The sequence below is a fragment of the Streptomyces sp. CC0208 genome, from assembly GCF_003443735.1.
Taxonomy (GTDB): Bacteria; Actinomycetota; Actinomycetes; order Streptomycetales; family Streptomycetaceae; genus Streptomyces; species Streptomyces sviceus.
Window position 1 is genome coordinate 7789156 of record NZ_CP031969.1, and the last position, 22896, is coordinate 7812051.

Annotated in this window: 22 protein-coding genes; 15 read left to right on the forward strand and 7 right to left on the reverse strand. The window is 71.7% G+C overall.

Going from position 1 to position 22896, the window contains the following annotated elements:
- Positions 1 to 17 precede the first annotated feature (17 nt).
- The 12 genes from D1369_RS35815 (at position 18) to hypE (ending at position 11945) form a co-directional block, all read left to right on the forward strand.
- Positions 18 to 1802 (forward strand): nickel-dependent hydrogenase large subunit, encoded by a 1785-nt coding sequence (locus D1369_RS35815; protein WP_007380332.1) that lies wholly within the window; start codon positions 18 to 20, stop codon positions 1800 to 1802.
- Positions 1799 to 2317 (forward strand): hypothetical protein, encoded by a 519-nt coding sequence (locus tag D1369_RS35820; protein ID WP_037899117.1) that lies wholly within the window; start codon positions 1799 to 1801, stop codon positions 2315 to 2317. Before D1369_RS35815 ends, D1369_RS35820 begins: the two co-directional genes overlap by 4 nt.
- The gene (locus tag D1369_RS35825) at positions 2314 to 2955 is read left to right on the forward strand and encodes a DUF5947 family protein (protein WP_007380330.1); all 642 of its coding nucleotides are present in this window, start codon (positions 2314 to 2316) and stop codon (positions 2953 to 2955) included. The genes D1369_RS35820 and D1369_RS35825 overlap by 4 nt, the downstream gene beginning before the upstream one ends.
- On the forward strand, positions 2952 to 3638 hold the full coding sequence (locus D1369_RS35830) for a DUF6084 family protein (protein WP_007380329.1): 687 nt from the start codon (positions 2952 to 2954) through the stop codon (positions 3636 to 3638). Before D1369_RS35825 ends, D1369_RS35830 begins: the two co-directional genes overlap by 4 nt.
- On the forward strand, positions 3635 to 5065 hold the full coding sequence (locus D1369_RS35835) for a hypothetical protein (protein ID WP_037899115.1): 1431 nt from the start codon (positions 3635 to 3637) through the stop codon (positions 5063 to 5065). The genes D1369_RS35830 and D1369_RS35835 overlap by 4 nt, the downstream gene beginning before the upstream one ends.
- Entirely contained in the window at positions 5062 to 5610 is a 549-nt protein-coding gene (locus D1369_RS35840; RefSeq protein ID WP_118082834.1) for a hydrogenase maturation protease, read from the forward strand. Before D1369_RS35835 ends, D1369_RS35840 begins: the two co-directional genes overlap by 4 nt.
- Before the next feature lie 259 nt (positions 5611 to 5869).
- Complete coding sequence (gene hypA, locus D1369_RS35845; protein ID WP_007380327.1) at positions 5870 to 6271, forward strand: hydrogenase maturation nickel metallochaperone HypA; 402 nt, start codon at positions 5870 to 5872, stop codon at positions 6269 to 6271.
- A 3-nt stretch (positions 6272 to 6274) separates the two neighbouring features.
- Complete coding sequence (gene hypB, locus D1369_RS35850; RefSeq protein WP_007380326.1) at positions 6275 to 7030, forward strand: hydrogenase nickel incorporation protein HypB; 756 nt, start codon at positions 6275 to 6277, stop codon at positions 7028 to 7030.
- Positions 7027 to 9411 (forward strand): carbamoyltransferase HypF, encoded by a 2385-nt coding sequence (hypF, locus tag D1369_RS35855; RefSeq protein ID WP_007380325.1) that lies wholly within the window; start codon positions 7027 to 7029, stop codon positions 9409 to 9411. The genes hypB and hypF overlap by 4 nt, the downstream gene beginning before the upstream one ends.
- Before the next feature lie 32 nt (positions 9412 to 9443).
- Positions 9444 to 9749: a HypC/HybG/HupF family hydrogenase formation chaperone gene (locus D1369_RS35860; protein ID WP_007380324.1), complete on the forward strand. Its 306-nt coding sequence runs from the start codon at positions 9444 to 9446 to the stop codon at positions 9747 to 9749.
- Positions 9746 to 10873 (forward strand): hydrogenase formation protein HypD, encoded by a 1128-nt coding sequence (gene hypD, locus D1369_RS35865; protein WP_007380323.1) that lies wholly within the window; start codon positions 9746 to 9748, stop codon positions 10871 to 10873. The genes D1369_RS35860 and hypD overlap by 4 nt, the downstream gene beginning before the upstream one ends.
- Positions 10866 to 11945 (forward strand): hydrogenase expression/formation protein HypE, encoded by a 1080-nt coding sequence (gene hypE / locus D1369_RS35870; RefSeq protein WP_007380322.1) that lies wholly within the window; start codon positions 10866 to 10868, stop codon positions 11943 to 11945. The genes hypD and hypE overlap by 8 nt, the downstream gene beginning before the upstream one ends.
- Before the next feature lie 59 nt (positions 11946 to 12004).
- Here hypE and D1369_RS35875 read toward each other — a convergent pair whose 3' ends face one another.
- The 6 genes from D1369_RS35875 to xylB form a co-directional block, all read right to left on the reverse strand.
- Positions 12005 to 12379 carry a hypothetical protein gene (locus D1369_RS35875; RefSeq protein ID WP_037899112.1) on the reverse strand — a complete coding sequence of 125 codons (375 nt, stop codon included), beginning with the start codon at positions 12377 to 12379 and terminating at the stop codon, positions 12005 to 12007.
- A 300-nt stretch (positions 12380 to 12679) separates the two neighbouring features.
- The gene (gene adh, locus D1369_RS35880) at positions 12680 to 14203 is read right to left on the reverse strand and encodes an aldehyde dehydrogenase (RefSeq protein WP_007380320.1); all 1524 of its coding nucleotides are present in this window, start codon (positions 14201 to 14203) and stop codon (positions 12680 to 12682) included.
- Positions 14204 to 14259: 56 nt separating this feature from the next.
- Positions 14260 to 15540 (reverse strand): GAF domain-containing protein, encoded by a 1281-nt coding sequence (locus D1369_RS35885; protein WP_037899110.1) that lies wholly within the window; start codon positions 15538 to 15540, stop codon positions 14260 to 14262.
- Positions 15541 to 15637: 97 nt separating this feature from the next.
- On the reverse strand, positions 15638 to 16237 hold the full coding sequence (locus D1369_RS35890) for an N-acetylmuramoyl-L-alanine amidase (RefSeq protein ID WP_007380318.1): 600 nt from the start codon (positions 16235 to 16237) through the stop codon (positions 15638 to 15640).
- Between the two features lie 309 nt (positions 16238 to 16546).
- Positions 16547 to 17755, reverse strand: coding sequence for an ROK family transcriptional regulator (locus D1369_RS35900; RefSeq protein ID WP_037899106.1), 1209 nt, complete (start codon positions 17753 to 17755; stop codon positions 16547 to 16549).
- Between the two features lie 7 nt (positions 17756 to 17762).
- A complete protein-coding gene (xylB, locus tag D1369_RS35905) occupies positions 17763 to 19208 on the reverse strand; it encodes a xylulokinase (RefSeq protein WP_118082835.1) in 1446 nt (481 codons plus the stop codon).
- 145 nt (positions 19209 to 19353) lie between these two features.
- On the opposite strand from xylB, the gene xylA reads away from it, so the two are divergent.
- Both xylA and D1369_RS35915 read left to right on the forward strand, forming a co-directional pair.
- Entirely contained in the window at positions 19354 to 20520 is a 1167-nt protein-coding gene (gene xylA, locus D1369_RS35910) for a xylose isomerase (RefSeq protein WP_007380316.1), read from the forward strand.
- 187 nt (positions 20521 to 20707) lie between these two features.
- Entirely contained in the window at positions 20708 to 21169 is a 462-nt protein-coding gene (locus tag D1369_RS35915; RefSeq protein WP_240436116.1) for a hypothetical protein, read from the forward strand.
- A gap of 54 nt (positions 21170 to 21223) precedes the next feature.
- On the opposite strand, the gene D1369_RS35920 is transcribed toward D1369_RS35915, so the two are convergent.
- Positions 21224 to 21904 carry a TetR/AcrR family transcriptional regulator gene (locus D1369_RS35920; protein ID WP_118082836.1) on the reverse strand — a complete coding sequence of 227 codons (681 nt, stop codon included), beginning with the start codon at positions 21902 to 21904 and terminating at the stop codon, positions 21224 to 21226.
- Positions 21905 to 22002: 98 nt separating this feature from the next.
- On the opposite strand from D1369_RS35920, the gene D1369_RS35925 reads away from it, so the two are divergent.
- Positions 22003 to 22848, forward strand: coding sequence for a patatin-like phospholipase family protein (locus tag D1369_RS35925; RefSeq protein ID WP_007380314.1), 846 nt, complete (start codon positions 22003 to 22005; stop codon positions 22846 to 22848).
- The last annotated feature ends 48 nt before the right edge of the window (positions 22849 to 22896 follow it).

Below are 22896 nucleotides of genomic sequence, written 5' to 3' on the forward strand. Positions count from 1 at the left end.
AAGGGCACGGCACACAGATGGCACCGACGACGAAGGCGGCCGGCGACGGCAGCGGCCTGGTGGAGATGGCCTGGGACCCGATCACCCGGATCGTGGGCAGCCTGGGCATCCACACGAAGATCGACTTCAAGCAGAAGCGGGTCGCGGAGTGCTACAGCACGTCGTCGGTCTTCCGCGGCTACAGCGTCTTCATGCGCGGCAAGGACCCCCGCGACGCCCACTTCATCACCAGCCGCATCTGCGGCATCTGCGGTGACAACCACGCCACCTGCTCGGTGTACGCGCAGAACATGGCGTACGGCGTGAAGCCCCCGCACCTCGGCGAGTGGATCATCAACCTCGGCGAGTCCGCGGAGTACATGTTCGACCACAACATCTTCCAGGAGAACCTGGTCGGGGTCGACTACTGCGAGAAGATGGTCAAGGAGACCAACCCCGGCGTCCTCGAACTCGCCGAGCGCACCGAGGCCCCGCACGCCGCGGAGCACGGCTACCGCACGATCGCCGACATCATGCGCTCGCTGAACCCCCTGGAGGGCGAGTTCTACCGCGAGGCGCTCCAGGTGAGCCGCTACACGCGCGAGATGTTCTGCCTGATGGAGGGACGCCATGTGCACCCCTCCACGCTCTACCCGGGCGGCGTCGGAACCATCGCCTCCGTGCAGCTCTTCACGGACTACCTCAGCCGGCTGATGCGCTACGTGGAGTTCATGAAGCGCGTCGTGCCCCTCCACGACGACCTGTTCGACTTCTTCTACGAGGCGCTGCCCGGGTACGAGGAAGTGGGCCGCCGACGTGTCCTGCTCGGCTGCTGGGGCGCGCTCAACGACCCCGAGTACTGCGACTTCACCTACGCCAACATGACCGACTGGGGCCGGCGTATGTTCGTCACCCCCGGCATCATCGTGGACGGCAAGCTCGTCACCAACGACCTCACCGAGATCAACCTCGGCGTCCGCATCCTGCTGGGCAGCTCCTACTACGAGGACTGGCAGGGCCAGGAGCAGTTCGTCACCCATGACCCACTCGGCAACCCGGTGGACCCGCGCCACCCGTGGAACCAGCACACCATCCCCACCCCGCAGAAGCGGAACTTCGACGACAAGTACAGCTGGGTCATGTCCCCGCGCTGGTTCGACGGCAAGGACCACCTCGCCCTGGACACCGGTGGCGGCCCCATCGCCCGCCTGTGGTCGACCGCCCTGTCCGGTCTCGTCGACATCGGGTACGTCAAGGCCACCGGCCAGAGCGTGGTCATCAACCTGCCCCGCACCATGACCAAGCCGGAGACCACCTTCGAGTGGAAGATCCCGAAGTGGTCCAACGCGCTGGAGCGCAACCGCGCCCGCACGTACTTCCAGGCGTACGCCGCCGCCGTCGCCCTGCACTTCGCGGAGAAGGGACTGGCGGAGGTCCGCGCCGGACGCACCCAGACCTGGGAGAAGTTCGAGGTTCCGGAGGAGAGCATCGGTGTCGGCTTCACCGAGGCGGTCCGCGGTGTCCTCTCCCACCACATGGTGATCCGGGACGGCAAGATCGCCAACTACCACCCGTACCCGCCGACCCCCTGGAACGCCAGCGTCCGGGACACCTACGGCACGCCCGGCCCGTACGAGGACGCCGTGCAGAACACGCCCATCTTCGAGGAGAACACCCCGGAGAACTTCAAGGGCATCGACATCATGCGCGCCGTCCGCAGCTTCGACCCCTGTCTGCCCTGTGGCGTCCACATGTACGTCGGCGGCGGCAAGACGGTGAAGTCGATGCACGTGCCCACCGGCCTGAGCGGACTGGGCGGATGAGCGCGGTCAGCTCCACGGAGCAGACCGGGCGCCGGGTCGAGGAAATCCTCGACAGGCTGGCCGAGAGCGGCGACCCGGCCGCCGCCGCGGCGGCGGAGGAACTCGTCCGGTCCCTCATGGACTTCTACGGTGCCGGCCTCGCCCGCATCCTCCACCTGCTGTCCGGCGCTCCCGGCGAGGCAGCCGCACGCCTCCTGGGCGACGACCTGGTCGCGAGCCTGCTCGTCCTGCACGACCTGCACCCCGAGGACCGCGACACCCGCATCACCCGCGCCCTCGACGGGGTCCGGGACCACCCCCTGGAGGTGGTCGGCTTCGACGAGGAGAGCGGCACCCTGACCGTGCGGGCCCGGGAGGCCGGCGGCTGCGGTTGCGGCTCCGGCACGGATGCCCGGGAGGCCGCGGAGGCAGCGCTCGCCTGCTTCGCACCGGAGGTCAGAGCGGTCGACGTACAGACCGCCCCCGCGGGGCCGACGCTCCTCCAGATCGGCACCGCACCGACGGGGGCCCGATGACGGCGTCCCCGGCGACGCGCCCGCCCGGCCTGCGGAGGTTCCTCACCGAGAGGCCTCCGCAGCCCGAACGGTGTGAGCTGTGCGCCGTGGCGGTGGAGGCGGGCCACCGTCATCTCGTCGACACCGAGAAACGCGCCCTCGTCTGCGCCTGCCCTCCGTGCGCGCTGCTGATGGAGCAGCCGGGCGCCGCCGCCGGCCGCTTCCGTACGGTCCCGGCCCGCTACCTCACCGACCCCGGACACCGCCTCGACGAGACCGCGTGGGAGGCGCTGCAGATCCCGGTCGGCGTCGCCTTCCTCTTCCGCAACGCGGCGCTCGACCGGCTGGTCGCCCTCTACCCGAGCCCGGCCGGAGCCACCGAGAGCGAACTCGAACCGGCCACCTGGACGGACGTCCTCGGCGGCAGCCGCCTCGCCGAACTGCTCGAACCCGACGTGGAGGCACTGCTGCTGCGCCGCACCGACGGCCGCTTCGAGTGCCACCTCGTACCGATCGACATCTGCTACGAACTCGTCGGCCGTATGCGCCTGTTGTGGCAGGGCTTCGACGGCGGAGCCGAGGCCCGCGCCGCGCTGGACGCGTTCTTCGCGGACGTCGCGCGACGCGTCCGGCCCCTGGGCGAGGTGGGTCACCCGTGACCGCGTTCTCCTTCGCCTGCACCGGCGTCCGCGCCGACCAGTACGCCGCCGGACCGACCCTCGTCTTCCGGCTGCGCGTCACCGCCGGCGACAACGCGCGCGTGCACGCCCTCGCGTTGCGCTGCCAGATCCGCATCGAACCCGCCCGCCGCGGCTACGAGCCCGCCGAGGCCGACGGTCTCGCGGACCTCTTCGGCGAGCGCTCGCGCTGGGGCAGCACGCTCCAGCCGGTGCAGTTCGCCCAGGTCGCGGTCATGGTCCCGAGCTTCACCGGAGAGATCGAGACCGACCTCGTCGTGCCCTGCACCTACGACATGGACATCGCCGCCACCCGCTACCTCACCGCCCTCACCGACGGCGAGGTCCCCCTGCTGATGCTCTTCTCCGGTACGGCGTTCACCGGAGACGGCGGCTTCCAGGTGGAGCCCGTCCCGTGGGACCGCGAGGCGGCCTTCCGGATGCCCGTCACCGCCTGGCGGGAGATGGTCGAGCAGCACTTCCCCGGCTGCGGCTGGATCCGGCTGCCCCGCGACACCATGGACGCCCTCCTCGCCTACCGCTCCCGGCACGCCCTGCCCTCCTGGGAGGCGACCGTCGCGGCGCTGCTGGAGGAGGGGGCCGATCCGCCCGCGCACGACCCGCTGCGCGCCCTCACCGCCACCACCGGAAGGACCGATCCGTGACCGTGACCGCGTTCGCCCCCGAGACCGAGGAGCGCCTCGCTCTCGCCCGGCAGGTGGCCGACGCCGTCCTCTTCGAGGGCTATGTGCTCTACCCGTACCGCGCCTCGGCGGCCAAGAACCGGCTGCGCTGGCAGTTCGGCGTGCTCGTGCCGCCCGGCTGGGGCGCCGAGTGCGAGGAACACGACTTCCAGCACACCGAATGCCTGATGGAACCGAAGGCGGGGGCGACCCTCTCGGTCGAGGTGCGCTTCCTGCATGCCCGACGGCGCACGGTGCAGCAGGTCCGCCCGGACGGCGGCTACGACACGGTTCCCGAACTCCGCCTCGACGACCGGGTGTTGGTGCCCTGGGACGAGGGAGGCCAGGAGCGCGTCGAGGTGGTCGCGTCGGTCGACGAACTCCTCGGCGACGGCGTCACGTACCCCTTCCGGCTCCCCGCCCGCGAGGACACCGAGCCGGTCCTGGACGAGGCCGGACGCGTCGTCGGCCAGCTGGTCCGGCGCTGCGAGGAGATCAGCGGGAGGGTCCGGCTGTCCGCCCGCGAACTCGACGGCCCCTACCGGGTGTTGCGGCTGACCGCCGTAGTCGAGAACACCAGCGAATGGACACCCGCCGAAGGCCGCGGCGCGGACCGGGAGGCGGCGCTGCCGCACTCCCTGGTGGCGAGCCACCTCCTCATGGCCCTCAGCGCCGGATCGTTCCTGTCGATGACCGATCCCCCCGAGTGGGCGAAGGGCGCGGTCGCCGCCTGCCGCAACCTGCACACCTGGCCCGTGCTCGCCGGCGAACCCGGCCGCGCCGACCTCGTGCTGTCCTCGCCGATCATCCTGGAGGACCATCCGGCCATCGCGCCGGAGAGCCCCGGCGCGCTCTACGACGCCCTGGAGATCGACGAGATCCTCGCGCTGCGCACCGCGGCCCTCACCGACGAGGAGAAACGCGAGGCCCGGGGTACGGACGAGCGGGCGGCCGCCGTGATCGAACTGGCGGACTCGATGCCGGCCGAGGTCCTGGAGCGGCTGCACGGGGCGGTGCGGAGCCTGCGCGAGGTGACCGGTCCCGGCCCCGCCGCCCCGGACGGCGGCTTCCCCGACGAACACGGGGTGATGCGGCCGGACACCCCCTGGTGGGACCCCGCGAGCGACGCGGGCTTCGACCCGGCGCAGGACCGGGTGGTCGTGGACGGCCGGTCGGTGGGCCAGGGCAGCCGCGTCGAGTTGCGTCCCGGGGCGCGGCGCACCGACGCGCAGGACATCTTCCTGCGGGGCCGCACCGCGAAGGTCGAAGCGGTGCTGCACGACGTGGACGGCGGGGTGCACCTGGCGGTCACCGTCGAGGGCGACCCGGGCGCCGACGTCCGCCGCGAGCAGGGACGGTTCCTGTACTTCCAGCCCGACGAGGTCACACCGCTGGAGGACGACGTATGAACCTTCCCCCACCGCCTGGTCCAAGGACGCTCGTGGCGGGCATCGGCAACGTCTTCCTCGGGGACGACGGCTTCGGCGTGGAGACCGTCCGCCGGCTCGCCGACCGCGACCTGCCCGGACACATCGAGGTAGTGGACATCGGGGTGCGCGGGGTGCACCTCGCCTATCAGCTGCTGGACGGCTACGACACCCTCGTTCTCGTGGACGCCACGGCACGCGGCGAAGCCCCCGGCACGCTGTACGTGATCGAGCACGACATCGGCGGAGGGAGCCCTTCACCCGCCGCCCCCGCGCTGGACGGCCACCGGATGACCCCCGACACCGTCCTGGCGCTGCTGGGCACCCTGTGCGCCGGGACCGGCGGCGAGCCACCACGCCGCGTCCTGGTCGTGGGATGCGAACCGGCCTCGGTGGACGAGGGCATCGGTCTCAGCCCACCGGTGTCCGATGCCGTACCGGAGGCCGTCCGGCTGATCGAAGAGCTGCTGCACGGGGAGCCGGGAGAGTCCGCGCCGCGGGCCACGGCCGATGGGATCTCGACATGAGGAGAGACGGGATGAAGAAGATGATCTTCGGTGGAGCGGCCCTCGCCGCCCTGGTCGCTGTCGTCGCCGAGGTGCTTCCCGACGTCCGGCGCTACCTGCGGATCCGACGGATGTGAACCGTGGGAGCCACCGGTGTGCCGAGCCATTGCGTCGAACGGCGTATCTGTCGGCCGGTGACGGCGTGCCGGGCCGTGCGACCAGGAGGCACCCGCCTCTAATGAAGCCCGGCGGGAGTCAGGCTGCGGAAGGACTCGGACCCATGCACGAGATGTCCATCGCGCTGGCCGTCGTCAACCAGGTGGAAGAGGCCGCCGCCCGGGCCAAGGACGTCACGGCGGTGCGATCGGTACGGCTCCAGGTGGGCGAACTGGCCGGCGTCGTACCCGACGCACTCGCCTTCTCCTTCGAACTGGCCTGCGCCGGAACCCTGCTGGAAGGCGCCGAACTGATCACCGAGGCGGTGCCGGGGCGGGCCCGCTGCACCCCCTGCGCACACGAATGGGCCGTCGGCATGCCGCCCCGGCTGACCTGCCCCGCGTGCGGCGGTACGCAGACCGACCTGCTCGCGGGCCGGGAACTGCAGATCGTCGACGTGCACTGGGAGGACGGCCTCGGCCCCGCGCACACGCCCACCCGCGAACCGATCTCCGAGGAGCGCTGAACCATGTGTCGTGTCGTCGACCTGCGGCAGGCCGTACTCGCGAAGAACGACGCGAGCGCCCACGAACTGCGCGCGCACCTCGCGGCTCGAGGCATCGCGCTCGTCAACCTGCTGTCCAGTCCGGGCAGCGGCAAGACCGCGCTGCTGGAGCGCGAACTGCTGCGGGCACGGGAGCGGGCCGTTCCCGTCGCGGCGCTGAGCGCCGATCTGGCCACCGAGAACGACGCGGCCCGGCTGGCGCGTTCGGGGGTCCCCGTCAAGCAGGTACTCACCGACGGACTGTGCCATCTGGAGGCGGGGATGCTCGCCGGGCACCTGGACGGGTGGCTGCCCGACGACACCCGGCTGCTGTTCGTGGAGAACGTCGGCAACCTGGTCTGCCCGGCCTCCTACGACCTGGGGGAGACCTTGAGGGTCACCCTCGCCTCCGTGACGGAGGGCGAGGACAAGCCACTCAAGTACCCCACCGCCTTCGGCCTCGCCCACCTGGTCGTCGTCACCAAGACCGACATCGCGGAGGCCGTCGAGTTCGACGAGGCGGCGTTCCGCGCGAATGTGCAGCAGGTCAATCCCGGAGTGGAGGTGATCCTGACGTCGGCACGCCGGGGGCAGGGAGTCGGCTCGCTGCTCGACCGGGCGCTGGCCGCCATGGACGGCACACCTGTCCACTCACCGGTCATGACCCGGCAGCCTCATCACCACACACACCCGCACACGCACCCGGAGGCCACCGGCACCATGGCCCACACCCACCCGTGAGCGGTCCGCAGGCTCCGACCGCCGTCGCCGAGAACACCCCACGACGGCGCCGGGTCACCGTCCGGGGAGTGGTACAGGGCGTGGGCTTCAGGCCCTACCTCTACGGCCTTGCCACCGAACTCGCCCTGGCCGGGCACGTGACCAACACCCCGGAGGGCGTCGTCGCGGAGGTCGAGGGCAGCGCCTCGGCCGTGGCCCGGTTCTGCGACCTGATCGCCGCCCAGGCACCGCCGCTGGCCCGCGTGGAGTCCGTCCACCACCGGGAGATGCCTCCCGTCGGCGGCACCGCGTTCACCATCCGCACCTCGCGCACCGGCGGACCGGCCCGCACCCTGGTCTCCCCGGATTCCGCCACCTGCCCCGACTGCCTCGCCGAGTTGGCCGCCCCGGCGGACCGGCGCTACCGGCACCCGTTCGTCAACTGCACCCACTGCGGCCCGCGCTTCACGATCGTCACCGGTGTGCCGTACGACCGGGCGAACACCACCATGGCCGGGTTCGCGATGTGCGCCGACTGCGCCCGGGAGTACGAGGATCCGGCCGACCGCCGGTTCCACGCGCAGCCGGTCGCCTGCCCGGCCTGCGGGCCTCGTCTGAAGCTGGTCCTCGCCCAGGAGGCAAGGATCGGCGATGTCGAGGGGGCGGACCCGGTCACCGAGGCCCGCGCGCTGCTGAAGCGGGGAGCGATCCTCGCCGTGAAGGGCCTGGGCGGCTACCACCTGGCCTGCGATGCCTCGAACCAGGAGGCGGTCGCCCTCCTGCGTCGGCGCAAGGCGCGCGGGGACAAGCCGTTCGCCGTCATGGCCAGGACCGCGGACGACGTCCGTCACCTCGTCCGGCTGAGCCCGGCAGAACGGAGCCTCCTCGAAGGCCGGGCCAGGCCGGTCGTCCTGCTGCGGCGGCGTCCGCACCCGTCGTACGCCCCCGGGGACCTCCGGCCCGCTGAGGCCGTGGCACCCCGCAGCCCCGACCTCGGCGTGATGCTGCCCTACACGCCCGTGCACCATCTGCTGCTCGGTCTGCCCGGCGACCCCGACGGCCCCAGGCTGCTCGTCATGACCAGTGGCAACCTGTCCGGTGAGCCCATCGTCACCGACGACAACGAGGCGCTGGAGCGACTCGCGCACCTGGCCGACGCCTGGCTCACGCACGACCGGCCGATCCACGTCCCGTGCGACGACTCCGTGGTCCGCGTCTGCGACGGGGAGCCGTTGGTGATCCGCCGCTCGCGCGGCTACGCCCCGCTGCCGGTCTCCCTCCCGCTGCCCGTGCGGCCGGCCCTCGCCGTCGGCGGAGACCTGAAGAACGCCTTCTGTCTCGGGGCGGGCCGTCAGGCCTGGCTGTCGGCGCACATCGGCGACATGGACGACGTAGGCACACAGCGGGTCTTCGAGCGCGCGGTGGCACAGTTGGAGTCCATCACGGGAGTGCGGCCCGAGGCCCTGGTCTCCGACCGGCATCCCGGCTACCGCTCCGCCGGATGGGCCGACCGGAACGCGGCGCACCGCCCCGTCGTACGCGTGCAGCACCATCACGCGCACATCGCCGCCGCCATGGCCGAGCACGGACTGGACGGCACCCGGCCGGTGATCGGCGTCGCCTTCGACGGCACCGGCCACGGCGACGACGGCGCCGTGTGGGGCGGGGAGTTCCTGCTCGCGGACTACGACCGCTTCACCCGGTTCGGACATCTCGCGTATGTTCCCTTGCCCGGTGGTGACGCCGCGGTGCGTCGGCCGTACCGCATGGCGCTGGCCCATCTGAGGGCGGCCGGGATCGACTGGTCCGACGACCTCGCCTGTACGACCGCCTGCCCTGCCGACGAACTCCATCTCCTGGAAAGGCAGTTGGAGCGCGACCTGAACTGTGTCCCCACGTCCAGCATGGGCCGCCTCTTCGACGCGGTGTCCTCTCTCGCCGGGGTGTGCCACCTGGCCGGATACGAGGCACAGGCCGCCGTCGAACTGGAGGGGGCGGCTCTGCGCGCACCCGCCGACGACACCACCGCGTACGCCTTCGCGCTGCACGCGTCGGAGGAGAACCGGGACGGCGCCGTACGGGCCGATCCGGCACCCGTACTCGCGGCGATCGTCGGCGACCTGCGCGGGGGTGTCGAGCCGGCCCTGGTCGCCGCGCGCTTCCACCGGGGTGTGACCGGCCTGGTGCACCGGATGTGCGCGCGGGCGCGAGAGCGGCACGGGCTGGACACGGTCGCCCTGACGGGAGGCGTGTTCGCCAACACGCTGCTCTCCTCGGCCTGTGCCGCCACCCTGCGCGAGGACGGCTTCACGGTCCTGCGGCACCACATGGTGCCGCCCAACGACGGTGGCCTGGCCCTGGGCCAACTGATGGTGGCCGCCCGCGCCACTCCCACCGACTGAGTAAACGCGCGACCCACAGCGAGGAGAGGCTCATGTGCCTGGCGGTACCCGGCAGAGTGCTGGACATCGAGGAACGGGACGGTACCCGGATGGCCACCGTCGACTTCGGCGGCGTGGTCAAGGAGGTGTGCCTGGAGTATCTGCCCGACCTCCAGGTCGGCGAGTACGCCATCGTCCACGTCGGGTTCGCCCTGCAACGGCTGGACGAGGAGTCGGCGCGGCAGACGCTCGAACTCTTCGCCGAACTCGGCCTGTTGCAGGAGGAGTTCGGCGACCCCTGGGAAACGGCGGCGGAGGCGGCGGGCTCGGAACCGGTGGAAGAGGTGGGCAACAAGTGAAGTACATCGACGAGTTCCAGGACCCGGAGCTGGCACGCCGGCTCCTCGACGACATTCACGCCACGGTGACCAGGCCGTGGGCCCTGATGGAGGTGTGCGGAGGGCAGACGCACAGCATCATCCGCCACGGCATCGACCAACTCCTGCCAGAGAAGGTCGAGTTGATCCACGGACCCGGCTGTCCGGTGTGCGTGACTCCGCTGGAGGTCATCGACAAGGCACTGGAGATCGCCTCCCGACCGGAGGTGATCTTCTGTTCCTTCGGTGACATGCTGCGCGTGCCGGGCACCGGACGGGACCTGTTCCAGGTCCGCGGAGAGGGCGGTGACGTGCGCGTTGTCTACTCACCGCTCGACGCGCTGCGGATCGCCCAGCAGAACCCGGACCGCGAGGTGGTGTTCTTCGGCATCGGCTTCGAGACGACGGCACCCCCCAACGCCATGACGGTCCATCAGGCCCGGAAGCTCGGCATCCCGAACTTCAGCATGCTGGTGTCCCACGTCCGCGTACCGCCCGCCATCGAGGCCATCATGTCCTCGCCGAGCTGCCGGGTGCAGGGCTTCCTCGCGGCCGGCCATGTGTGCAGCGTGATGGGCATGGGGGAGTACCCGGAGCTGGCGGAGCGCTTCCGGGTGCCGATCGTCGTGACGGGCTTCGAGCCGCTGGACATCCTCGAAGGCGTGCGCCGTACCGTTCAGCAGCTGGAACGCGGTGAGCACACCGTCGACAACGCCTACGCCCGTGCCGTTCGCGCGGAGGGCAACCCGGCCGCCCGGGCCATGCTGGAGGACGTCTTCGAGGTCACCGACCGCGCCTGGCGCGGCATTGGCGTGATCCCGCAGAGCGGCTGGCGGCTGGCACCGAAATACCGCGCCTACGACGCCGAGCACCGCTTCTCCGTCGAGGGCATCCGCACCCAGGAGCCGGCCGAGTGCCGCAGCGGAGAGGTCCTGCAGGGACTGCTCAAGCCGCACGAGTGCGAGGCCTTCGGCACGCTGTGCACGCCTCGTACGCCGTTGGGGGCCACCATGGTCTCCAGCGAGGGAGCCTGCGCCGCGTACTACCTCTACCGGCGGCTGGACATGCCCGCCACCAAGGCCCAGGAGGCGACCCCCGTTGTCTGACACCACCGATCTCCCCGTCCCCGCCCTGGACGTCGAGGCGTGGACGTGTCCGGCGCCCCTGCGGGACCGGCCGCGGGTCGTCATGGGCCATGGCGGCGGCGGAGTGCTCTCCGCCGAACTGGTCCAGCAGATCTTCGCTCCCGCTTTCGGGGGCGAGGTGCTCGCCCAGATGGGTGACGCCGCCGTCCTCTCCCTGGGCGGTGCCCGGCTGGCGTTCTCGACGGACTCCTACGTGGTGCGGCCGCTGTTCTTCCCCGGCGGCAGCATCGGAGACCTGGCGGTCAACGGCACCGTCAACGATCTCGCGATGAGCGGCGCCCGCGCCGCCTATCTCTCCTGCGGGTTCATCCTGGAGGAGGGCGTCGAGCTGGATGTTGTCTCCCGGGTGTCCGAGGCTCTGGGGGCGGCAGCGCGCACCGCCGGTGTGGAGGTGGCCACCGGGGACACCAAGGTGGTGGAGGCCGGTCACGGTGACGGGATCTACATCAACACCGCGGGCATCGGTCTCGTCCCGGCGGGCGTCGATCTGCGCCCTGAACGGGTCGTCCCAGGCGACGTCGTGATCGTCAGCGGCGCCATCGGCGTCCACGGGGTGGCGGTCATGAGCGTGCGCGAGGGACTGGAATTCGGAGTGGAGATCAAGAGCGACTGCGCGGCGCTCGGCGGTCTGGTCGACGCCATGCTCGCCGTCACCTCTGATCTGCACGTCCTGCGCGATCCGACCCGGGGCGGCCTCGCAGCCTCGCTCAACGAGATCGCGCAGGCCTCCGGGACTGGAGTGGTCATCCGGGAACGCGATGTCCCGGTCCCGCCGGCCGTGGCCAACGCCTGCGCCATCCTCGGACTGGACCCCATGTACATCGCCAACGAGGGCAAGCTGGTGGCCTTCGTTCCGCGCGAGCACGCCGACGCCGTCCTCGGGGCGATGCGCGCCCATCCTCTGGGCGCGGACTCCGTGATCATCGGCGAGGCCGTGGAGGAGCATCCCGGCATGGTCGTCGCGCGGACCGGCCTGGGAGGGACGCGGGTGGTCGATCTGCCGATCGGGGAGCAACTTCCGCGGATCTGCTGACAGGGGTGTCGCTCGACGAGGAGCCTGCCGTCCGGGCCCCGATCGGAGGGGTGATCCGGTCAGCGCCCGGACGACGGATCCTGGGGGTCCACGCCGGTCTTGGCGGCAGCGTCCTTCGTGCCGCTGGGGCGCTGGGAGCGGCCCTTGGGTCCGGTGTCGCGCCTGCCCTTCTCGTCCGCGTCGCCGTACTCCTCGCCGCTCGCGTTCGGGCTCTTGACCGTGTCACCGGGGACGGACTTCGTCTCCTCGGCGGACTTCGTCCGGCCCGGACCGGGCTTGCCGGCATGCTCGGCACGGAAGGAGCGTTCGGCGCTCGGGTTGTCCTGCTGGCGCGTCTCGTCCACGTCGGGTGACCAGCCGTGCTGTCCGGTGCCCTGGTGACGGCTGGGGCCCTTTCCGTGCGGTGGCTCGGACGAACGTGGTTTCTTCGACATGGTCGGATCCGCCTTTTCACGGTCAGTGGGGGACACCGGTGACGGTGTTCCCGAGTTACGTAAATTATCCCACCTTGCGATATTTTGGGCATTTCATGACCCATTTCCGGCGCTGTGCGGAACACGGGCTCCCGAACCGCGGACCGGCTCGCCCGTAGGCACGGTCGGCGGGGACCGACGCCGCGCGGTCGGCCGGCAGGCCGACGGCGGCTCCTGTGCCTGTGGGGTGAGACTTCCAGCCCTTCCCCAACGGCACGGGAGCCGCGCGCAACTATGCCTCCAGGCAACCGACTTCAGGCTCTAGAAGAACCCAAGCTTCTTCGGGCTGTAGGAAACGAGCAGATTCTTCGTCTGCTGGTAGTGCTCCAGCATCATCTTGTGCGTCTCCCGCCCGATCCCCGACTGCTTGTACCCGCCGAACGCGGCGTGCGCCGGGTACGCGTGGTAGCAGTTGGTCCAGACGCGGCCCGCCTGGATCGCCCGCCCTGCCCGGTACGCGGTGTTCATGTCCCGCGTCCACACGCCCGCCCCGAGGCCGTACAGCGTGTCGTTGGCGATCTTCAGGGCGTCGTCGAAGTCGTCGAAGGAGGTCACCGAGACCACGGGGCCGAAGATCTCCTCCTGGAAGATCCGCATGCGGTTGTCGCCCTCGAAGATCGTCGGCTGGACGTAGTAGCCGCCCTTCAACTCGCCGTCGTAATCGATGCGTTCACCGCCCGTGAGGACCTTCGCGCCCTCCTGTCGGCCGACGTCCAGGTAGGAGAGGATCTTCTCCAGCTGGTCGTTGGAGGCCTGCGCGCCGATCATCGTGTCGGTGTCGAGGGGATGGCCCGGCTTGATCAGCTCGGTGCGGGCGACGGCCGCCTGGAGGAACTCGGCGTAGTTGCCGCGCTGGATCAGAGCCCGGGACGGGCAGGTGCAGACCTCGCCCTGGTTGAGGGCGAACATCGTGAACCCTTCGAGCGCCTTGTCACGGAAGTCGTCGTCCCGCGCCCAGACGTCGTCGAAGAAGATGTTCGGCGACTTGCCGCCGAGTTCGAGGGTGACCGGCTTGATGTTCTCCGAGGCGTACTGCATGATCAGCCGCCCCGTGGTGGTCTCACCGGTGAACGCCACCTTGGCGACCCGCGGGCTGGACGCGAGCGGCTTTCCCGCCTCCACCCCGAAGCCGTTGACGATGTTCACCACGCCCGGCGGCAGCAGATCCGCGATCAGGCTCATCCAGTAGTGGATCGAGGCCGGGGTCTGCTCGGCGGGCTTGATGACGACCGCGTTGCCCGCCGCGAGGGCCGGGGCCAGCTTCCACACCGCCATCAGGATCGGGAAGTTCCACGGGATGATCTGCGCGACGACACCGAGCGGCTCATGGAAGTGGTAGGCCACCGTGTCGTCGTCGAGCTCGCCGAGTGAACCCTCCTGCGCGCGGATCGCCCCCGCGAAGTACCGGAAGTGGTCGATGGCCAGGGGGATGTCGGCCGCCAGCGTCTCGCGCACCGGTTTGCCGTTCTCCCAGCTCTCCGCGACGGCCAGCTGCTCCAGGTTCGCCTCCATGCGGTCGGCGATCTTGAGGAGGATGTCGGAGCGTTCGGTCACCGAGGTCCGGCCCCAGCCCGGGGCGGCGGCGTGCGCGGCGTCCAGCGCCCGCTCCACGTCCTCCGCGGTGCCCCGCGCGACCTCGGTGAAGGGCTGCCCGTTCACCGGGGACGGGTTCTCGAAGTACTGACCGCGCGCCGGCGGCACGTACTCGCCACCGATGAAGTGGTCGTAGCGCGCCTGGTAGGAGACGATCGCGCCCTCGGTGCCGGGTGCCGCGTAACGGGTCATGCTGGCCAGCCTCCTTCAGCAGCGCCGCCCGCCGTTGGGCGGCTCTGCGCGGGAGGCTAGGACCGCGGACGTTGCAACCACGTTGCCGTCGGCGCGGCCAGCTCCGACTCCAGCGCGGCCAGCCGGGCCAGCACAGTCGCCGTGGGCCGTACGGCCGCGAGCGCCCGCCACACCTCTACGTCGTCCTCGCCCCACGGAGCGTGTGCCCAGTCCGCCAGCAGGTCGGGATCCCGGCCGGCGATCAACGCCGTCCGCAGCCCGTCCGCGACCCGGCGTCTGAGCCGCGCCACCGCCGGAGCCTGCGAGGCCGGCAGCACCGGTCCGGCGTACCCCGCCGCGGCCGCCGCGACCGCCCCGCTCTCCAGCCGCCGCTCGACGACCGCCACGTCCGACTCGACCGGCACGGTCAGCCGGTACGGCCGCGAGGCCAGCAGCTCCGGTCCCAGAACCCGGCGCAGCCGCGCCAGTTCGGCCCGCAGCGTCACCGGCGTCACCGACTCGTCCTCGTACAGCGCGCACGACAGCTCGTCCCCGGTCAGACCCTCCGGATGCCGGGACAGCAGCACCAGGATCTCGCTGTGCCTGCGGCTGAGCCTGACCCTGCGGCCGCCGGCGACCACCAGTGCCTCGTCCCGGCCCAGTGCGCTCAGCTCAGGTGTGTCGGTGGCCCGGTGGTGGGGGAGGAGCAGCGCCAGCTGGGACTCGGCGGCCCGCGCCACCGCCTGGACGAAGCCCAGGCTGTGCGGATGCGCGAGCCCGTCCCCGCCGGTGATGTCCACGGCCCCCAGCACCCGCCCGGTCCGCGGATCGTGCACCGGCGCCGCCGCGCAGGTCCACGGCTGCACCCGGCGGATGAAGTGCTCGGCCGCGAACACCTGCACCGGACGGTCCACCGCGACCGCCGTACCGGGGGCGTTCGTCCCGACGGCGTTCTCCGCCCACCGCGCACCCGGCACGAAGTTCATCCACTCCGCCTGCTGTCGGGTCCTCGCGTGGCCCTCGACCCACAGCAGTCTGCCGTGCTCGTCGCACACCGCGAGCAGATGCTCCCCGTCGGAGGCGAAGGTCCCCATCAGCTCGCGGAACAACGGCATGACCCGTGCCAGCGGATGCTCGGCCCGGTACGCACCGAGGTCACCGTCGCTGAGTTCGACGTCCGCCGTCCCGTCGGGCCCGACACCGGCCCGCGCGGAACGCCGCCACGAGTCGGCCACCACCGGGCGCACCGGCCGCTGCACCGTGCCTGCCTCGGTGAATGTCTCATGCGCGCGCCGCAGCAACCTGACCTGCTCGGCAAGGTCGGTCCCCGGCTCCAGGGCCACCCATGGATCGGTCAACTCGGCCTCCCCGGAACGCGATGCGGTGGGAACATCGTCACTCCCGGTGCGCGCGCAAACAACCTCTTGGACCGGCCTCACCCGAACGATGCGCGGCTTACACGGCCTGGACCATGCGCAGGTAGCGGTCCCAGTCCCAGGAGGGGCCCGGGTCGGTGTGGTCCGTGCCCGGCACCTCGTAGTGCCCGATGATGTGCGCGCGGTCCCTGGGGATGCCGTATCTGTCACAGATCCCCGCCGTCAGCTTCGCTGACTCCTGGTACAGGGCCTCGGTGAAGTAGGCCGGCTTGTCCACCCAGCCCTCGTGCTCGATGCCGACACTGCGGGTGTTGTAGTCCCAGTTCCCGGCATGCCAGGCGACGTCCGCCTCCCGCACGCACTGCGCGATATGACCGTCGGCCGATCGCACGACGTAGTGGGCGGACACCGCCTTCGCCGGGTTGCGGAAGATGTCGAGGGCGTCGGTGTAGGTGGTCTGGGTGACGTGGACGACCACCCGGTCCACCCGGTAGGACCAGGGGCGGTCCGATGCCGTGAAGTTGGACGTGGTGGCCGGCTGCCACTCGGCGAGCGGATGGTCGACGGGCTGCGGGGCGGCCCCGGCGCGGGTCTCGGGAAGCAGTGCGTACGGTACGGCGGCCAGCACGGCCCCCTTCAGCAGGCGCCGTCTGTCGAGCGGTGGTCTGGCGCGTTCCATGGGTCAAGTGCCTTTCGCCTCAGCGGTGTTCAGCCAAGCGGGGTCACCGCGGTCTCACGGAGCCGGTCGTGCGCTCCGCGGTGAGTCTCGCGCGCCGACAGCCGTTCCTCGCGGATCTTCGCCACGGGGTGTGGTTGGTGTCGCGAACGATCAGGACCTCGCGGAGACCGATCGTGCACGGCAGCCGCATGCCTCGCGTGAATGACGGTACGGCGGACGCCGGTTGGGGGCAGGGGCACTGGACGTTCCGGTGGACGACGTCGGGAATGTGGATAACCCGATCACCCGATGGGGTGAGTTGACAGGGGGTCAGGCCCGTTCGCCCACAACCGCGGGGTCGTCCAGCACGGCCCGTACCACCGAGTGCGCGGCCCCCAGCAGCGGCCCCTGCGAACCCAGGCCGGACACGGACACCGGGCAGGCCGGACCCGCTGTGCGCCGGGCCAGCTCGTCCCGCAGGGAGGGCAGCAGCCAGGGCGCGAGCCCGGCCAGCGCACCGCCGAGCACCACGGCTTCGGGGTCCAGCAGATTGACCGCCCCGGTCAGCGCGATGCCGAGTGCCTGTCCGGCCTCGCGCAGGGCACCCCGTACGGCCTCGTCGCCGTCGGCCGCGTGCTGCGCGAGCAGTCCGACCCGGTCCTCGCCCGGCTCCAGACCGGCCGCCCGCAGCACCGCCTCCTCGCCGGCGTACTGCTCCAGACAGCCGCGCCCGCCGCACGGGCACCGGGGGCCGTCCGGGTGGACCGGGACATGGCCGAGCTCGCCCGCGAAACCGCGGGTGCCGCGCAGCAGTTGCCCGTCCACGACCAGTGCGGCGCCGATGCCGATCTCCGCCGAGACGTGCAGGAAGTCATGGGGGGTGCCGTCGCCGAGCCAGAGTTCGGCCAGCGCGCCGAAGTTGGCCTCGTTGCCGACGGTCAGCGGGAGGTCCTGGGGCAGCAGGGCGCCCAGGTCCGTGTCGTGCCAGTCGAGGTTCGGGGCGCGGACGACGGTCCGGACGTCACGCGCCACCAGACCGGGCACCGCCACCGCCAGGCCCGCGGGCCACAGGCCCTCGCCCTCCCCCTCCGCCACCACCTGGCTGACCAGGGAGGCCAGTTCCGCGATCACCGGCTCGGGTGAGCGGCCCCGGTTCGCGCCGTACCGCACGGCCCGGGAGCGCACCTGGCCGCGCAGGTCGACCGCGCACACCGCGAGGTGGTCCACGCCGACCTCGGCGCCTATCCCGGCAGGCCCGCGCCCGCTCACGGCGAGCGCGGAACCCGGCCTGCCCACCCGGCCGGGACGCTCGGGGCCGAGCTCCTCCAGCAGCCCCGAGCGTATGAGTTCGTCGACGAGGGTCGACACCGCGGCCCGGGTCAGGCCGATGCGCGAGGCGACCGCGGCACGCGACAGCGGCCCCTCGGCGCTCACGGTGTGCATCACACGGGCCAGGTTGCGGCGGCGCATGCCCTGCTGGGTGTCGGGCAGGCCGCGCCCTGGTCCCGCCGGGTGGGCGTCGTGCAGCGGTGCGGTCATGCCTCCCTCACTTCTCAGAGGTCCCCCGCTCCAGCAGCGGCGCCGCGTCGGAGAGTACCCCGGCGATCCTGGCCAGCGTTTCGTCGTCCCGCTCAACGGCTTCCAGCACCGGCCCGGCGGCCGTGTTCCAGCGCCGGGCGACCGCGCCCGGGTCCTCGCCGGTCAGCAGTCCCGCGGCCTGCGCGGCGGCGCCGAGGGCGACCAGTTCCTTGGCCTCGGGCACCTGGACAGGCCGCCCGGAGAGCCGCCTTACGGTCTGCTGCCAGGCGGTGCCCTGGGCGCCGCCGCCGATCAGGAGCAGCGGTGCCGAACGGTCCGCGTCCTCGTCGAGCACCAGGTCCAGCGCTCCCAGCAGTGCCTGTACGGCGCCGTCGTAGGCGGCCTGAAGGAGCTGGCCGCCGGTGGTGTCGTGGCGCAGGCCGTGCAGCAGCCCGGAGGCGTTCGGCAGGTTCGGGGTGCGCTCGCCGTCGAGGTAGGGCAGCAGGGTGACCCCTGAGACCGGCTCCACGGCCTCGCGGTCCAGGCCCAGCAGGGCGGCGACGCGGTCGACGGCGAGCGTGCAGTTCAGGGTGCAGGCCAGCGGCAGCCAGTCGCCGTGGGCGTCGGCGAAGCCCGCCACGGTGCCGGTCGGGTCGGTGGGGCGCCGCTTCGACACGGCGTAGACCGTGCCGGAGGTGCCGAGGCTCATCACCGGCGTACCGGGGCGCAGGCCGAGGCCCAGCGCGGCGGCCGCGTTGTCACCGGTGCCGGGGGCCACCAGAGTGCCCTTGGAGAACGGCAGGTCATGGCCGTCGCGCACGGTGCCGGCCACCTCGCCGGGCCGGACCACGCGGGGGAGCAGGGCGGGGTCGAGGCCCACGTGCGCCAGGATCTCGCTGTCGTAGGACTCCGTGGCGGACGCCCACCAGCCAGTGCCGGAGGCGTCGCCGCGGTCGGTCGTGCCCTCCCCGGTGAGCCGCTCGGTGAGGTAGTCGTGGGGCAGCCGGACGGCCTTCGTGGCGCGCAGGGCCTCGGGCTCGTGCTCGGCGAGCCAGGCCCACTTCGTGACCGTGAAGGAGGCGCCCGGCACGCTTCCGGTCCGCTCCGCCCACGCCTTCGGGCCGCTCAGTTCCTCGATGAGGCGCCTGGCCTGCGGCGCGGAGCGGACGTCGTTCCAGAGCAGGGCCGGGCGCACCGGCTCGCCCTGCGCGTCCAGCGTGACCAGGCCGTGCTGCTGGCCGCCGATCGAGACCGCGGCGGCCTCGCGCGCGGCGTCCCCGCACTGGCGCAGGGCCTCGGACAGGGCGTCCCACCACTGGCGCGGGTCGCTCTCCCGGCCGGCTCCGGAGGACACGGTGTGCGGTGCCTGGCCGCGCGCGACGACCTGGCCGGTGGCCGCGTCGACCACCAGGGCCTTGGTGGACTGGGTGGACGTGTCCACGCCGACGACGAGCGGACCCTCGGCTGCTGACATCGGGCTCTCCCTTTTTGCGCGGCTCATGATCTTGATGCGGCTGATGTCTCCCCTGAAGACACCTTGTCTCTTCCCGGAGACGTGTGTGCATACTAATTTGTAAACCGCCATGACGAAATAGTCCGGAGCAGCAAGGAGCCGCGTCATGAACTACCAGCCCACCCCCGAGGACAGGTTCACCTTCGGCCTTTGGACCGTCGGCTGGCAGGGAAGGGACCCGTTCGGCGACGCCACCCGCCGTGCCCTCGACCCGGTCGAGACGGTGCAGCGCCTGGCCGAGCTCGGTGCCCACGGCGTGACCTTCCACGACGACGACCTGATCCCCTTCGGAGCGTCCGACAGCGCGCGCGAGGGTCACATCAAGCGCTTCCGTGAGGCCCTGGACGCGACCGGCATGAAGGTGCCGATGGCGACCACCAACCTCTTCACGCACCCCGTCTTCAAGGACGGCGCGTTCACCGCCAACGACCGGGACGTGCGCCGTTACGCGCTGCGCAAGACGATCCGCAACATCGACCTGGCGGTCGAGCTCGGCGCCGAGACCTACGTCGCCTGGGGCGGCCGCGAGGGCGCCGAGTCCGGCGGGGCCAAGGACGTGCGCGTCGCCCTGGACCGCATGAAGGAGGCCTTCGACCTGCTCGGCGAGTACGTCACCGAGCAGGGCTACGACCTGCGCTTCGCCATCGAGCCCAAGCCGAACGAGCCGCGCGGCGACATCCTCCTGCCCACCGTCGGCCACGCGCTCGCGTTCATCGAGCGCCTGGAGCGCCCCGAGCTGTACGGCGTGAACCCCGAGGTCGGTCACGAGCAGATGGCCGGACTGAACTTCCCGCACGGCATCGCGCAGGCCCTGTGGGCGGGCAAGCTCTTCCACATCGACCTCAACGGGCAGTCCGGCATCAAGTACGACCAGGACCTCCGCTTCGGCGCGGGTGACCTGCGTGCCGCCTTCTGGCTCGTCGATCTCCTGGAGAGCGCCGGTTACGCCGGTCCGAAGCACTTCGACTTCAAGCCGCCGCGGACCGAGGACCTCGACGGTGTGTGGGCGTCGGCCGCGGGCTGCATGCGCAACTACCTCATCCTCAAGGAGCGTGCGGCCGCCTTCCGCGCCGACCCGCAGGTCCAGGAGGCGCTGCGCGCCTCGCGTCTGGACGAGTTGGCGCAGCAGACGGCGGCGGACGGCCTCAAGTCGCTGCTCGCGGACCGCAGTGCCTTCGAGGACTTCGACGTGGAGGCGGCCGCGGCCCGCGGGATGGCCTTCGAGCAGCTCGACCAGCTCGCCATGGACCACCTGCTGGGTGCGCGCGGCTGATCAAAAGCCCACGCGCGTGTGGCGTCGGCCGTGAGTGGCCTCCGCCGACGGCACGCGCGCGTGCGGACCGGCTGCGACCCCTGCGTGGAATGTTCCGGAATCATGCGATCCACGGCATGAGCCGGTATCAACCTCCGCGTGGGGGTCGCCCCATGACCGGTTCGAGGCGAGTCTGGACGGTATGGCCATGCCGCCGGTACCGCCCCAGCCGCCCGGACCGCCGGGTGACACACCGCCTCCGGGCGGTGGCTTCGGACCACCTCCTGACGACTTCGGGCGCAACGGCTCGAATCAGTACGGCGGTATGCCGTCGACCCAGCCGATACCGCCCGTCGGCCACACCCCGGCCGGCCGCGGCCCCCGCGCTCCTCGACCGCGCCGCGGCCCGTTGTTCGCCCTGCTGACCGTGATCGCGGTCGCCGTGGCCGTCGCCGTCGTGGTCCTCATGGCGTCGGGCAGCGAGGACTCGCCGGACAAGAGCCCGGCCTCCTCGCAGACCAGTGGAAGCGGTTCGCCCAAGCCGTCGTTCAGCCTGCCCACTCAGCTGCCCAGCGAGTTGCCGAGCCGGCTCCCGTCGCAGCTTCCCAGCGACATCCCCAGCGAGTTCCCGAGTGACCTGGAATCGCTGCTGCCGTCCCTGATCGGGTGAGTCGCAGGCGGCGGGGCGGGGGCGTGACACGGGGCACCGCCGTCCCGCCCTCGCTCACTCCGGGGAGCTGCGCGGCGCCCGGTGTGGTCCCAAGCCCTGAAGGACATCGCCGAGTTCGTCCGCGGTGAGCGCCGGGGAGGGCAGGGGGGCGACGGCGGGCGAGGCGCGCAGGCCGTCGAGGAGCAGGGCGAGGGGGCGGCGCCAGGCTTCGGGACCGGCGGCCGTGGCGAGGGAGGGCACGGCCCGGCCGAGCGCGGCCAGCGCGAACAGGACGTCCTCGGTGGTGGCGTCCGCGCGGATGCTTCCCTCTTCGTGGCCCCGACGCAGCAGCAGGTCCATCGTCGCCCGGTTGTGGGCGTGCACGGCCTGCAAGGACTCGACGCCCTCGAGGTGGGTGGTCATCAGGTCGTTCGTGCCGCGATCGGTGGCCAGCACGGCGAACACGGCCTCCAGGTAGCCGACGAGTCCCTCCCAGGGGTCCGTGGCGGCCCGGGCCTGCTCGCCGGCGGCCATGGTGCCTGTCAGCGGGTCACGGAAGACCGCGTCGACGAGTGCCGCGCGACTCGGGAAGTGCCGGTAGAGCGTGGCGTTCCCGACCCCCGCCCGCCGCGCGATCACGTCCAGAGGTGCCTCCAGCCCCTGCTCCGTGAACACCTCGTGAGCAGCCTCGACCAACAACTCCCGGTTGCGGCGCGCATCGCGGCGCCGTACCGGCGCCGTCACGTCGTCCGTCATGATCGCCCTCCCGCACTACTGGGGAGTGCTCCCCGGTTGATGCTATCGTCTACCAAGTAAATGGGGAGTACTCCCCGTTTCGAGGGAGGGGGTGGGGCGTGGGCAGTACGGCACTCGTCCTCGGCGGGGGTGGCCCCGTCGGTGGAGCCTGGATGACAGGAGTTCTCGCGGGCCTGTCGGACGCCGGTGTCGACCCGACCCGCGCGGACGTCGTGATCGGCACCTCGGCCGGTGCGATCTTCGGTTCGCGTCTCCTCGCCGGCGAGTCGGCGCGCGAGCTGTACGAACGCCAACTGGTCGGCGCCGACCAGGTGGACCTCCGCGTCAGCCTCGGCCAGACACTCCGCTTCCTGTGGGCCGCGCTGGGCTCCCGCGACCCGCAGCGCTCCGTACAGCGCCTGGGACGAACGGCGTTGAAGGCCCGTACGGGCCCCGAGTCCGAGGTGTTCGACACGCTGCGCTCCCTGCTGCACAACGCGGGGGACTGGCCCGACCACGCGCTGCGGATCACGGCCGTCGAAGCCCTGTCCGGACACCTGACAGCCTTCGACGCCGACTCGGGCGTGACTCTCCTCGAAGCGGTCGCCGCAAGCTGCGCGGTCCCCGTGATCTGGCCTCCCGTCACCGTGGCCGGGCGCCGCTGGATGGACGGAGGCAGTCGCGCCACGGCCAACGTCCACCTCGCCCGCGGCCATCACCACGTCCTGGCGATCGCCCCGGTCCCGGCCGCCGTGGGGCCCCATCCCGGCGCCGGACAACAAGCGGCGGCCCTTGCCGCCGAAGGCGCCCACGTCACTCTCGTGACCCCGGACCGCACCGCACGCCGTGCCATGGGCCGCGACCTGACCTCCGTCGCACGCGGTCCCGAGGCCGCCCGGGCCGGCCACGCCCAGGCGACGGAACTCGCAGCCTCGGTGAACGCGGTCTGGCGCGCCGAGCGATAGAGGCCGGACCGGGACGCCGTAAGCCTGACGACCACGACCGAAAGGAAG